At 66.3% G+C, this 12,718-nt stretch carries 11 protein-coding genes; 6 read left to right on the top strand and 5 right to left on the bottom strand.

The window, feature by feature from the left end; genetic code table 11:
* Positions 1–14: 14 nt before the first annotated feature.
* A complete protein-coding gene (queG, locus tag NAO55_RS08785) occupies positions 15–1,085 on the top strand; it encodes a tRNA epoxyqueuosine(34) reductase QueG (protein WP_102838704.1) in 1,071 nt (356 codons plus the stop codon).
* Here the strand turns inward: queG and ftsH are convergent.
* The 4 genes from ftsH to mpl form a co-directional block, all read right to left on the bottom strand.
* Positions 1,082–2,920: an ATP-dependent zinc metalloprotease FtsH gene (gene ftsH, locus NAO55_RS08790; RefSeq protein WP_102838705.1), complete on the bottom strand. Its 1,839-nt coding sequence runs from the start codon at positions 2,918–2,920 to the stop codon at positions 1,082–1,084. The genes queG and ftsH overlap by 4 nt on opposite strands.
* A gap of 92 nt (positions 2,921–3,012) precedes the next feature.
* Positions 3,013–3,303, bottom strand: coding sequence for a YceK/YidQ family lipoprotein (locus tag NAO55_RS08795; protein WP_102838706.1), 291 nt, complete (start codon positions 3,301–3,303; stop codon positions 3,013–3,015).
* Position 3,304: 1 nt separating this feature from the next.
* On the bottom strand, positions 3,305–3,934 hold the full coding sequence (gene ubiX, locus NAO55_RS08800; RefSeq protein WP_013984098.1) for a flavin prenyltransferase UbiX: 630 nt from the start codon (positions 3,932–3,934) through the stop codon (positions 3,305–3,307).
* A gap of 189 nt (positions 3,935–4,123) precedes the next feature.
* On the bottom strand, positions 4,124–5,473 hold the full coding sequence (gene mpl / locus NAO55_RS08805) for a UDP-N-acetylmuramate:L-alanyl-gamma-D-glutamyl-meso-diaminopimelate ligase (protein WP_102838707.1): 1,350 nt from the start codon (positions 5,471–5,473) through the stop codon (positions 4,124–4,126).
* A 189-nt stretch (positions 5,474–5,662) separates the two neighbouring features.
* On the opposite strand from mpl, the gene exaC reads away from it, so the two are divergent.
* The 5 genes from exaC to eutC all read left to right on the top strand — a co-directional run bounded on the left by exaC (position 5,663) and on the right by eutC (position 11,134).
* Entirely contained in the window at positions 5,663–7,183 is a 1,521-nt protein-coding gene (gene exaC / locus NAO55_RS08810; RefSeq protein ID WP_102838708.1) for an acetaldehyde dehydrogenase ExaC, read from the top strand.
* A gap of 195 nt (positions 7,184–7,378) precedes the next feature.
* A complete protein-coding gene (eat, locus tag NAO55_RS08815) occupies positions 7,379–8,827 on the top strand; it encodes an ethanolamine permease (RefSeq protein WP_102838709.1) in 1,449 nt (482 codons plus the stop codon).
* Positions 8,828–8,838: 11 nt separating this feature from the next.
* Positions 8,839–10,230: an ethanolamine ammonia-lyase subunit EutB gene (locus NAO55_RS08820; protein ID WP_102838710.1), complete on the top strand. Its 1,392-nt coding sequence runs from the start codon at positions 8,839–8,841 to the stop codon at positions 10,228–10,230.
* A complete protein-coding gene (locus tag NAO55_RS08825) occupies positions 10,227–10,355 on the top strand; it encodes a hypothetical protein (protein WP_256070137.1) in 129 nt (42 codons plus the stop codon). Before NAO55_RS08820 ends, NAO55_RS08825 begins: the two co-directional genes overlap by 4 nt.
* Positions 10,352–11,134: an ethanolamine ammonia-lyase subunit EutC gene (eutC, locus tag NAO55_RS08830; RefSeq protein WP_102838711.1), complete on the top strand. Its 783-nt coding sequence runs from the start codon at positions 10,352–10,354 to the stop codon at positions 11,132–11,134. Before NAO55_RS08825 ends, eutC begins: the two co-directional genes overlap by 4 nt.
* Positions 11,135–11,140: 6 nt before the next feature.
* On the opposite strand, the gene NAO55_RS08835 is transcribed toward eutC, so the two are convergent.
* Complete coding sequence (locus tag NAO55_RS08835) at positions 11,141–12,712, bottom strand: alkaline phosphatase D family protein (protein WP_102838712.1); 1,572 nt, start codon at positions 12,710–12,712, stop codon at positions 11,141–11,143.
* Positions 12,713–12,718: the final 6 nt, after the last annotated feature.

Raw genomic sequence — 12,718 nt, forward strand, 5'->3', positions numbered from 1 at the left:
CGCCGCAGTCTCCGATGTCCAGCTCCGCTCTCGACCCAATCGCCCTCGCCGACTCCATCAAGGAGTGGGGCCGCGAGCTCGGCTTCCAGCAGGTGGGGATCACTGGCGTCGATCTCGGCGAGCACGAAGCGCATCTCGAGGCCTGGCTGGCGGCGGGCTACCAAGGCGAGATGGACTACATGGCCGCCCACGGCAGCAAACGCTCGCGGCCGGACGAACTGGTGCCCGGTACGCTGCGGGTCATCTCGCTGCGCATGGACTACCTGCCCGGCGACACGCGCATGAGCCAGCAGCTGGCCGACCCGGAGAAGGCCTATGTGTCGCGCTATGCCCTGGGCCGCGATTATCACAAGCTGATCCGCAAGCGCATCCAGCAGCTGGCCGAGCGCATTCAGCAGGTGGTCGGCCCGTTCGGCTTTCGCGCCTTCGTCGACAGCGCGCCGGTGCTGGAAAAGGCCGCCGGCCAGCAGGCCGGGCTCGGCTGGATCGGCAAGAACACCCTGCTACTCAACCGCAAGGCCGGCAGCTGGTTCTTTCTCGGCGAGCTGTTCGTAGACATCGCGCTGCCGGTCGACGAGCCGGTGACCCGCGATCACTGCGGCAGCTGCCACGCCTGCCTGGACATCTGCCCCACCGAGGCGTTCGTCGGTGAACGGCTGCTGGACGCACGGCGCTGCATTTCCTACCTCACCATCGAGCTGAAGGGGCCGATCCCGGTCGAGCTGCGCGACAAGATCGGCAACCGCGTATTCGGTTGCGACGATTGCCAGATCGTCTGCCCCTGGAACCGCTTCGCACGCCCCACCGAGCAGAGCGACTTTCAACCGCGCCATAGCCTGGACAACGCTGAACTGGCGACCTTGTTCCGCTGGACGGAAGAGGAATTTCTCAGCCGCACCGAGGGCTCGCCGCTACGCCGCGCCGGCTACGAACGCTGGCTACGTAATCTCGCAGTGGGCCTGGGCAATGCGCCGTCGAGCATCCCGGTGCTGGAAGCGCTTCAGGCACGCCGCGACGATCCGTCGGAGCTGGTGCGCGAGCATGTGGAGTGGGCCCTGGCCCAGCACGCCAAGCGGGCAGGCTAGTCCGACGACGGCAACTGAGCGCCGAGCTCGGCGCTCAACGCACGCAGTTGTCCTGCATCCAGCGTCTCCTGTTGCAGCAGCTGCCGGGCGCAGCGCTCGAGCAGTGCACGACGCGCCTGCAGCAGATCGACGCTACGCTGGAAGGCCGACTGAACCAGCTCCTGCACTTCCTCGTCGATCGCCGTCGCCGTGCTCTCGGCATAGTCGTGTTGGGGCTTGAGGCCGAGCATCGCCTCGTTGCCGAGGAAGGAATTGGGCTCGCGCTCCAACGCCAGGTGACCGAGGCGCTTGGACATGCCGTAGCGCGTCACCATCGCCCGGGCGATGTCGGTGACCTTGGCCAGGTCGTCCGCCGCGCCGGTGGACAGATGCGCGAAGATCAGCCACTCCGCGGCACGCCCGCCGAGCAGCACGGCCATCTTGTTCTCCAACTCCTCACGGGTCATCAGGAAGCGATCCTCGATCGGCCGCTGTATGGTGTAACCCAGCGCCCCCATGCCGCGCGGAATGATCGACACCTTGTGCACCGGATCGACGCCCGGCAGCGCCATCGCCACCAGCGCATGGCCCATCTCGTGATAGGCGACGATCTCGCGCTCGCGCGGGTTGAGCAGGCGGTTGCGTTTCTCCAGCCCGGCGATGATGCGTTCGATGGCCGCGGTGAAGTCCTCCATCGCCACCGCGTCGGCATTGCGTCGGGTTGCCAGCAGCGTCGCTTCGTTGACCAGGTTGGCCAGGTCGGCACCGGTGAAGCCCGGGGTCAGCGCGGCGATGGCCTGCGGATCGACATCGGTGCCCAGTCGCGATTTTTTAAGGTGCACGTTGAGAATCTGCACCCGCCCGACCTTGTCCGGACGATCGACCAGCACCTGACGGTCGAAGCGGCCGGCGCGCAGCAGTGCCGGATCGAGGATTTCCGGGCGATTGGTGGCCGCCAAGAGGACCAGCCCACTGGAGGTGTCGAAGCCGTCCATCTCCACCAGTAGCTGGTTGAGCGTCTGCTCCTTCTCGTCATGCCCGCCGGACAGGGGGCCGGCACCGCGGGCGCGACCGAGGGCGTCCAGTTCGTCGATGAAGATGATCGCCGGTGCCTGCGCCCGCGCCTGCTCGAACAGATCGCGCACCCGCGCCGCACCGACACCGACGAACAGCTCGACGAACTCGGAACCGGAAATGGAGAAGAATGGCACCTTCGCCTCGCCCGCCACGGCGCGCGCCAGCAGCGTCTTGCCGGTGCCCGGCGGGCCGACCAACAGCACGCCCTTGGGCATGCGCCCGCCGAGGCGGCCGTAGGTTTGCGGGTCGCGCAGGAACTCGATGATTTCCTTGAGCTCGTCCTTGGCCTCGTCCACGCCGGCAACATCGGCGAAGCTCACCTTCATGTCGGTCTCGACGTAGACCCGCGCCTTGCTCTTGCCGATCTGCATCATGCCGCCGCCACCCAGGCCGCTGCCGATGCGCTTGAGCAGGAACAGCCAGATGCCGAAGAACATCGCCGCCGGGATGATCCACGACAGCAGGTCGCGCACCAGCGTGCTTTCCACCTTGCCGGTGTAGCGTACCGGGTACTGCTGCAGATGCTCGGCCAGCTGTGGCTCGACGCGGTTGGTGATGAAACGACGCTGGCCGCCGGCCAGGGGCTCCTTGAGCCGGCCTTCGATGCGCCGGTCCGTGATGGCCAGTTCATCGATGCGCCCGTCCTTGAGGTGCTGCTCGAACTCGCTGTAAGGGATGGTCGCCACTTGCTGCTGGGTCGACAGCAGGTACTGAAGGCCGAGAAACACCAGGATGGCGATCATCCAGTAGTTGAAGTGGAACTGAGCGCGGTCTTTCACACCGGTTCTCCTTGTGGCGCGGACCTGCCAACTATGCCTGTTCGGCGAAGACGTCGCCTGGACTCAGATCAGTTATGCCACGGTTGCTGCAATCAGAGCCCGCCGCGCACGCCGAGGCCGACGCCCAGCTCCGCCGCGACGGCGAAGGGCAGCAACAGCGTGTCCAGCAGGGCGCTGGCCGGCAGATCGAGCGCGGCATGCTTGGGCGCCACGGCACCGAAGCGTTCCAGCGGGCAGCAGCCACCGTTGAGGCTGTACCAGTCCAGACGCGTGCCGGAATAGATAATCGGCGCGCCGGGCTTGGCCGCGTCCAGCGTGCGCACCGTGGCGCAGCCACCCAGCACGCTCAGCGTCGTCAGTACCAGCAGCGCCCGACCGATCATCTCAGTCGTCGCTGACGATATGGTGCTCGCCCCAGCGCGGCAGCATGTCCTGGGGAATGTTGAGCAGGTTGAGGATGCGCGCGACGACGAAATCCACCAGGTCGTCGATGCTTTGCGGCTGGTGATAGAAGCCGGGCGAGGCCGGCAGGATCACCGCGCCCAGATTCGACAGCTTGAGCATGTTTTCCAGATGAATGCTCGAATAGGGCGCCTCGCGTGGCACCAGAATCAGCTGGCGGCGCTCCTTGAGGGTGACGTCGGCGGCGCGTTCGATCAGGTTGTTGCAGGCGCCGGTGGCGATTGCCGACAGCGTGCCGGTGGAACAGGGCACCACCACCATCGCCGTCGGTGCGCCGGAGCCGGACGCCGGCGGTGCCATCCAATCCTCCTTGGCGAACACACGGATCTGCCCGGCGGCGGCACCGGTGTACTCGGAGAGGAAGGCCTGCATGGCCTGCGGCTTGGCCGGCAGTACCACGTCGGTCTCGGTGGCCATCACCAGTTGCGCGGCCTTGGAAATCAGGAAGTGCACCTCGCGGTCTTCCTGGATCAGGCAATCGAGCAGGCGCAGACCGTACTGCGCGCCGGAGGCGCCGGTCATGGCCAGGGTGATGCGTTCCGGTCCGCTCATGAATTTGCTCCCAAAGCTGCTGCGCTTGCTTATGCCGCGTTGAAACCTTACTCGAAATGCTCACTTGCACCAGCAAGCTCCGCCTTCTCGCAAGGTTTCGCCTTGCCCAAGCTTCGCTCGCGACGCGTTGGAAGCAAATTCGCCCTATCCCAATCTCGTAGGGTGGAAAACCGCGAAGCGTTTTCCACCCTACGCCAGCGCGGCGGCCAATTGGCCGTGCAACCCACCGAAACCGCCATTGCTCATCACCACCACCTGGGTGCCCGGCACGGCATCGGCTTTCACTTTGGCAATGATCGCCTCAAGCGAATCGCAGACCGTGGTCGGCACCGGCGAGCCGGCGACGGTCGCGGCGAGATCCCAGCCGAGGTTGGCCGGTGCGTACCAGATCGCCTGATCGGCCAGCGCCACCGACTCGGCAAGGCCCTCGCGGTGCGCGCCGAGCTTCATCGAGTTCGAACGCGGCTCGACCACCGCGATGATCGGCGTATCGCCGACGCGCTTGCGCAGACCGTCGAGGGTGGTGGCGATGGCGGTCGGGTGATGCGCGAAGTCGTCATAGATGGTCACGCCATTGACCTCGGCGACCTTCTCCATGCGCCGCTTGACGCTACGGAACTCGCTCAGCGCCTCGGCGCCCTGCTTCGGCAGCACGCCGACATGCCGTGCCGCCGCCAACGTCGCCAGCGCATTGTTGACGTTATGCCGGCCGGTCAGCTCCCACTCCACCACGCCCTGCACCTCGCCGTCGAAGATCACCTCGAAGCGCGAGCCGTCCTCGCTGAGCAACCTGGCCTGCCACTGGCCACCCTCACCGGTGGTCTGCACCGGCGTCCAGCAGCCCATCTCGATGACGCGCTTGAGCGCCGTTTCCGACTCGGGATGGATGATCAGCCCTTCGCCCGGCACGGTACGCACCAAGTGATGAAACTGTCGCTCGATCGCGGCGAGATCCGGGAAGATATCAGCGTGATCGAACTCCAGATTGTTCAGGATCGCGGTGCGCGGGCGGTAGTGGACGAACTTGCTGCGCTTGTCGAAGAAGGCGCTGTCGTACTCGTCGGCCTCTACCACGAAGAACGGCGTACCGCCCAGGCGCGCGGAGATGCCGAAGTTCTGCGGCACGCCACCGATGAGAAAGCCCGGGCTCATGCCGGCATGTTCCAGCACCCAGGCCAGCATGCTGCTGGTGGTGGTCTTGCCATGGGTACCGGCCGCCGCCAGTACCCAGCGCCCCTGCAGCACATGATCGGCCAGCCACTGCGGGCCGGAGACATAGGGCAGCCCCTTGTTCAGCACGTATTCCACTGCCGGGTTGCCACGCGACATGGCGTTGCCCACCACCACCAGATCGGGTGCCGGTTCCAGATGCGCCGGCTCGTAGCCCTGCATCAGCTCGATACCCTGAGCCTCGAGCTGCGTGCTCATCGGCGGATAGACGTTGGCATCGGAGCCGGTGACGCGATGGCCGAGTTCCTTGGCCAGCACCGCGAGCGAACCCATGAAGGTGCCGCAGATGCCGAGAATATGGATATGCATTGATGACCTCTGAAAGACGCCGCACCAGACGGCATGGCCGCGCATTCGACGCTGGAAAACTGCGGCGCAGATTAGCACAGGGTCCGCTGCGGGGCGGTCGCACCGCACGTCGCCTCGCCTGCCGACGAACGGAGCCTGTTCTACGCTGAAAGACAGCAGTCATCACAATTACAAGACCGGAGACTCATCATGCGTTACGCCCATCCCGGCAGCGAAGGCGCTGTCGTTTCCTTCAAATCCCGCTACGGCAACTACATCAACGGCCAGTTCGTCGAGCCGGCCGGCGGGCAGTATTTCACCAACCTTTCCCCGGTCAACGGTCAGCCCATCGCCGAGTTTCCGCGCTCCGACGCCGCCGACATCGAGAAGGCCCTGGACGCCGCCCATGCCGCCGCCGATGCCTGGGGCAAGACCAGCGTGCAGGCGCGTTCGCTGATCCTGTTGCAGATCGCCGACCGCATCGAGCAGAACCTGGAAATGCTCGCCATCACCGAGACCTGGGACAACGGCAAGGCGGTGCGCGAGACGCTGAACGCCGATATCCCGCTGGCCGCCGACCACTTCCGCTACTTCGCCGGCTGCATCCGCGCCCAGGAAGGCACCGCCGCCGAGATCGACGAACACACCGCGGCCTATCACTTCCACGAGCCGCTGGGCGTGGTGGGGCAGATCATCCCGTGGAACTTCCCGATCCTGATGGCCGCCTGGAAGCTCGCCCCGGCGCTGGCGGCCGGCAACTGCGTGGTGCTCAAACCGGCCGAGCAGACCCCGCTGGGCATCAACGTGCTGCTCGAATGCATCGGCGACCTGCTGCCGCCGGGCGTGCTCAACGTGGTGCACGGCTTTGGCCGTGAGGCCGGCGAGGCACTGGCCTCGAGCAAGCGCATCGCCAAAATCGCCTTCACCGGCTCCACTCCGGTGGGCTCGCACATCATGAAGCGCGCCGCAGAGAGCATCATCCCGAGCACCGTAGAGCTGGGCGGCAAGAGCCCGAACATCTATTTCGAGGACATCATGCAGGCCGAACCGGCCTTCATCGAAAAGGCCGCCGAGGGGCTGGTGCTGGGTTTCTTCAACCAGGGCGAGGTGTGCACCTGCCCATCCCGCGCACTGGTGCAGGAGTCGATCTACGCGCCGTTCATGGAAGCGGTGATGAAGAAGGTCGGGCAGATCAAGCGTGGCGACCCGCTGGACACCGACACCATGGTCGGCGCCCAGGCCAGCCAGCAGCAGTTCGACAAGATCATGTCCTACCTCGATATCGCTCGCGAGGAAGGCGCCGAGGTGCTCACCGGCGGTGCCGCGGAGAAGCTCGAAGGCTCGCTCGCCACCGGCTATTACATCCAGCCGACCCTGCTCAAGGGCACCAACAAGATGCGCGTGTTCCAGGAGGAGATCTTCGGCCCGGTGATCGGCGTCACCACCTTCAAGGACGAGGCCGAAGCGCTGGCCATCGCCAACGACACCGAGTACGGCCTCGGCGCCGGCGTCTGGACCCGCGACATCAACCGCGCCTACCGCATGGGCCGGGCGATCAAGGCGGGCCGCGTGTGGACCAACTGCTACCACCTCTATCCGGCGCACGCGGCGTTCGGGGGTTACAAGAAGTCCGGCGTTGGTCGCGAGACGCACAAGATGATTCTCGACCACTACCAGCAGACCAAGAACCTCTTGGTGAGCTACGACATCAATCCGCTGGGCTTCTTCTGATGGGCCGGCGCGGGTGGCACCTGCCGCCCGCGCCTTGAACAAGACACCTGCCGGGCCCCGCCGTGGTGCTGAGGGCGCGCAAAAGGTGCGTTTCTGTCGACATCCGCTGACAAAACACCGGCAATCCTGCATTCCGGTGCCGGGGCATGACGCTTGCTAGGGAGAGACTGCCAACCTATCCAAGAGGATTTCCCCATGGCTCTCGAACACAGCCGCTCCGCGCCACCGCAGCATGCGATCGATTTCGAAACCGTTGGCAGTAGTTATTTCCAGGAACGCGAACTGAAGAAAGGCGCCGCCGGCTGGGTGCTGCTGGTCGGCCTTGGCGTCGCCTATGTGATTTCCGGCGACTACGCCGGCTGGAACTTCGGCCTCGCCCAGGGCGGTTGGGGCGGGCTGTTCATCGCCACGCTGCTGATGGCGACCATGTACCTGTGCATGTGCTTCTCGCTGGCCGAGCTGTCCTCGATGGTCCCGACCGCGGGCGGCGGCTACGGTTTTGCCCGCACCGCCTTCGGCCCATTGGGCGGCTTTCTCACCGGCACGGCGATCCTCATCGAATACGCCATCGCGCCGGCGGCGATCGCCGTGTTCATCGGCGCCTATTGCGAGTCACTGTTCGGCATCGGCGGCTGGATGATCTATCTGGCCTTCTACATCGTCTTCATCGGCATCCACATCTTCGGCGTCGGCGAGGCGCTGAAGCTGATGTTCATCATCACCGCCGTCGCCGCCCTTGCCCTGGCGGTGTTCATCGTCGCCATGGTGCCGCACTTCTCGGTGGACAAGCTGCTCGATATCGCGCCGACCACCGCTGCCGGTGCCAGCAACTTCCTGCCCTATGGCTATGTCGGCATCTGGGCGGCGATTCCCTACGCGATCTGGTTCTTCCTCGCCGTCGAAGGCGTGCCGCTGGCCGCCGAGGAAACCAAGAACCCGCAGCGCGACATGCCCCGCGGGCTGATCGGCGCCATGCTGATCCTGGTCGCCTTCGCCGGGCTGATCCTCCTGGTCGGCCCGGGCGGCGCCGGCTCCAGCACTCTGGTGGCATCCGGCAACCCGCTGGTGGAAGCGCTGACCACGGCCTACGGCTCGTCCACCTGGATGAGCGGCTTCGTCAACCTGGTCGGCCTGGCCGGGCTGATCGCCAGCTTCTTCTCGATCATCTTCGCCTACTCGCGGCAGATCTTTGCCCTGTCGCGGGCCGGCTACCTGCCGCGCAACCTCTCACTGACCAACAAGAACAAGGCGCCGGTGCTGGCCCTGGTGATCCCCGGCGTGATCGGCTTCGCCCTCTCGCTGACTGGCGAGGGTGACCTGCTGATCCTCGTCGCGGTGTTCGGCGCGACCATCTCCTACGTGTTGATGATGGCTTCGCACATCGTGCTGCGCCTGCGCCGGCCGGACCTGCATCGCCCGTACCGGACACCCGGCGGCATCGTCACCTCGGGCGTGGCGCTGGTACTGGCCTGCATCGCGGTCATCGCGGGCTTCCTGGTCGACCCGAGGGTGGTGATCGGCGCCGCGATCATCTACGGGATCTTCATTGCCTATTTCGCGCTCTACAGTCGACACCACCTGGTGGCCGGCACGCCGGAAGAGGAATTCGCGGCGATCGAGCAGGCCGAGGCGACACTCAAGTAGGGAGAGCAGCCATGACGTACTCGCACAGCGTGGGCGGCACCACCTGGCGCTTCGACGATCTGCGCGAGGTGATGGCCAAGGCCAGCCCGGCGCGCTCCGGCGACCTGCTCGCCGGGGTCGCGGCGGGCAGCGACGCCGAGCGAGTGGCGGCGCAGATGTGCCTGGCCGATGTGCCGCTCAGGCGTTTTCTCGAAGAAGCACTGATCCCCTACGAAAGCGATGAAGTCACTCGGCTGATCATCGACAGCCATGACGCCGCCGCCTTCGCTCCGATCAGCCACCTGACCGTGGGCGATTTCCGCAACTGGCTGCTCGGCGAGGAGGCGGACGAGTCGTCGCTGAAAGCCCTCGCACCGGGGCTGACGCCGGAGATGGTCGCCGCGGTGTCGAAGATCATGCGCGTGCAGGACCTGATCCTGGTCGCGCAGAAGGTCCGCGTCGTCACCCGCTTTCGCAATAGCATCGGCCTGGCCGGACGCATGTCCACCCGGCTGCAGCCGAACCATCCCACCGACGACGGCGCCGGCATCGCCGCGAGCATTCTCGACGGCCTGCTCTACGGCAACGGCGACGCGGTGATCGGCATCAACCCGGCCACCGACAGCACCGCCGGCATCTGCGAGCTGCTGAAAATGCTCGACGCGGTGATCAGCCGCTACGGGATCCCGACCCAGGGTTGCATCCTCACCCACGTCACCACCTCCATCGAGGCGATCAACCGCGGCGCGCCGCTGGACCTGGTGTTCCAGTCCATCGCCGGCACCGAGGCGGCCAACGCCAGCTTCGGCATCAACCTGGCAACGCTGCAGGAAGGCTACGAGGCCGGCCTGTCGCAAAAGCGCGGCACCCTCGGCGACAACCTGATGTATTTCGAGACCGGCCAGGGCAGCGCGCTCTCGGCCAACGCCCATCACGGCGTCGATCAGCAGACCTGCGAAGCCCGCGCCTACGCCGTCGCGCGCCGCTACAAGCCGCTGCTGGTGAATACCGTGGTCGGTTTCATCGGCCCGGAATACCTCTACAACGGCAAGCAGATCATCCGCGCCGGGCTGGAGGACCACTTCTGCGGCAAGCTGCTCGGCGTGCCCATGGGTTGCGACATCTGCTACACCAACCACGCCGAAGCCGACCAGGACGACATGGACATGCTGTTGACCCTGCTCGGCACGGCGGGCATCAACTTCATCATGGGCATCCCGGGCTCGGACGACGTGATGCTCAACTACCAGACCACCTCCTTCCACGACGCGCTCTACGTGCGTCAGGTGCTCGGCCTGCGGCCCGCCCCGGAATTCGAGGAATGGCTGGCGAAGATGCAGATCCTCCGACAGGACGGCAATCGCCTGCAGCTCGGCCGTGACCTGCCCGAAGCATTCCGCCGGGCGCTGGAGCAGCAGGCATGAGATGCCAGGGCAAATCCGGCAGCGGCCTCGACCGCACAGTGGCCGCGCACGGCTTCGCCGACGAGGCCGCCGCCATGAGCGTCCGACGCCTGGGCCAGCGTATCGACCATAGGGAGCCGCAATGAACCACATCCCCAATCCCTGGCAGCACCTGCGCCAGCTGACCCCGGCGCGCATCGCCCTTGGCCGTGCCGGCACCAGTCTGCCGACGGTGGCGCAACTGGATTTCCAGTTCGCCCACGCGCAGGCCCGTGATGCCGTGCACCTGCCGCTGGACTGCACCGCGCTGACCGCCGAGCTGGACAAGCACGGCCTCGCCTGCCTGCCGCTACACAGCGCCGCCAGCGACCGCCAGACCTATCTGCAACGCCCTGACCTCGGCCGACGCCTGGACGAATCCAGCGCCGCCACGCTCGACGCCGAGGCCGGCGACGGCTGCGACCTGGCGCTGGTGATCGCCGATGGCCTCTCGGCCCTGGCCGTGCAGCGTCATGCGGCACCCATGGCACTGAAGATCGCCGAACAATGCCAGGCCGAAGGCTGGTCCCTCGGCCCCGTCGCGCTGGTGGAACAGGGCCGCGTGGCGGTGGCCGACGAGATCGGTCAGCGCCTCAAGGCGCGCATGGTGGTGATCCTGCTCGGGGAGCGACCGGGCCTCAGCTCGCCGGACAGCCTGGGCCTTTACTTCACCTGGGCACCGCAGGTCGGTCGGCACGATGCGCAGCGCAACTGCATCTCCAACATCCGCCCCGAGGGGCTGAGCTACAACCTGGCCGCGCACCGCCTGCTCTACCTGATGCGCGAAGCCAGCCGCCGACAGCTCTCCGGCGTCCAGCTCAAGGACGAGGCCGACGTGCCGGCGCTGGACGGTCAGCCGCGCGCCGGCAACTTCCTGCTCGGCTAGCCGGCATCAGGCCGGCTGCCAGGGCTCCAGCGTCTGGCTGTACACCACCGCGCCGTCGATGTCGCGCAGGCTCACGCTCAGCGCACCGCTCTGGGCGTCGATCTCCACCTCGCCGAAGAACTGGAAGCCCGCCCGCGGCGAGCTGTTTGGCGTGGGCGGCGCCTTCTGGAACACCACCTCCGGACCGAAGGTGCCGTCCAGCGGATTAGGCCCGAAGCTGCCGGCGTTCAAGGGGCCTGCGACGAACTCCCAGAACGGCTCGAACTGCTGGAAAGCGGCGCGGTTGGGGTGGTAGTGGTGCGCGGCGCAATAGTGCACATCGGCGGTCAGCCAGACGGTGTTGCGCACCCGCGCACGCTGGATGAAGGCGAGAAGCTCGGCGATTTCCAGCTCGCGACCGAGCGCCTGACCATCGTCACCGTTGGCGATCGCCTCCCAGCGACGCATGCCCTGGGCGTCCACGCCGTCCGGCACATGCAGGCCGATGGGCATGTCGCCGGCGATCACTTTCCAGGTCGCCCGCGAGGCGCGCAGCTCGCGTTTGAGCCAGCGCAACTGCTCACGGCCGAGGAAAGCCGTCTGCGCGCCCTGCTCGCTCTGCAGATTATCGGTGTTCGGCCCGCGGTAGCTGCGCATATCCAGCACGTACACGTCCAGCAACGGGCCGTAGCTGACCTTGCGGTAGATGCGCCCGAGCTTGTCGCCACGGGCCACGCGCATCGGCGCGTATTCCAGGTAGGCCTGGCGCGCACGGCGGACCAGGGTGTCGATGTCGCGCACCTGCTGATAGCGATCGTCCAGCTCCTTGCTCGGCGACCAGTTGTTGGTCACCTCGTGATCGTCCCACTGCCAGATCTGCGGCACCTCCGCGTTGAAGGCCCGCAGGTTCTCATCCAGCAGGTTGTAGCGGTAGTTGCCGCGAAACTCATTGAGCGTCTCGGCGACCTTGCTCTTCTCTTCGGTGACCAGATTGCGCCAGATGCTGCCGTCCTCGGCAGTCAGCTCGGCTGGGATCGGCCCGTCGGCGTAGATCACGTCTCCGCTGTGCAGGAAGAAGTCCGGTCGGCGCATGCGCATGCTTTCGTAGATGCGCATGCCGCCGAAGTCCGGGTTGATGCCGTAGCCCTGGCCGCAGGTATCGCCACCCCAGACGAAACGGATATTGCGCGGGCGCGTCGGTGCGCTGCGCAGATAGCCGAACCAGGGCTCGCTGAGCACGCCACTGCGGGCATCCTCGAAGCGCGCGCGGTAGAAGATCGACTGATCTGCCGGCAGCCCACGCAGATCGACGCGAGCCGTGAAGTCCTGACCGGCATCGGTGATCGAAGACAGCATGCGCCGCGGATTGCCGAAACGGCTGCGCGTATCCCACTCGACGACCAGTCGCCCGGGCCTGTCGCAGCGGCTCCAGATCAATGCGCGGCCATCCGTCACGTCGCCGGACTGTACACCGTCGAGCATCTGCGGCCGCTCGCGCGGCGCGGCGATGATGGCGGGCGCAATGCCCAGGGCCGGCAGGGCGATGCCGGCGCCGATGCCCTGCAGCAGCTGACGGCGTTTCTGATCCGGTGCGGTCATCTCGAG

The organism is Stutzerimonas frequens, from assembly GCF_024448335.1.
Classification (GTDB): domain Bacteria; phylum Pseudomonadota; class Gammaproteobacteria; order Pseudomonadales; family Pseudomonadaceae; genus Stutzerimonas; species Stutzerimonas frequens.

Coding starts and splice junctions, on each gene's coding strand:
- NAO55_RS08820 (WP_102838710.1), top strand. CDS start 8,839: ATGACGTACTCGCACAGCGTGGGCGGCACCACCTGGCGCTTCGACGAT.
- NAO55_RS08835 (WP_102838712.1), bottom strand. CDS start 12,712: ATGACCGCACCGGATCAGAAACGCCGTCAGCTGCTGCAGGGCATCGGC.
- exaC (WP_102838708.1), top strand. CDS start 5,663: ATGCGTTACGCCCATCCCGGCAGCGAAGGCGCTGTCGTTTCCTTCAAA.
- ubiX (WP_013984098.1), bottom strand. CDS start 3,934: ATGAGCGGACCGGAACGCATCACCCTGGCCATGACCGGCGCCTCCGGC.
- mpl (WP_102838707.1), bottom strand. CDS start 5,473: ATGCATATCCATATTCTCGGCATCTGCGGCACCTTCATGGGTTCGCTC.
- NAO55_RS08825 (WP_256070137.1), top strand. CDS start 10,227: ATGAGATGCCAGGGCAAATCCGGCAGCGGCCTCGACCGCACAGTGGCC.
- queG (WP_102838704.1), top strand. CDS start 15: ATGTCCAGCTCCGCTCTCGACCCAATCGCCCTCGCCGACTCCATCAAG.
- eat (WP_102838709.1), top strand. CDS start 7,379: ATGGCTCTCGAACACAGCCGCTCCGCGCCACCGCAGCATGCGATCGAT.
- NAO55_RS08795 (WP_102838706.1), bottom strand. CDS start 3,303: ATGATCGGTCGGGCGCTGCTGGTACTGACGACGCTGAGCGTGCTGGGT.
- eutC (WP_102838711.1), top strand. CDS start 10,352: ATGAACCACATCCCCAATCCCTGGCAGCACCTGCGCCAGCTGACCCCG.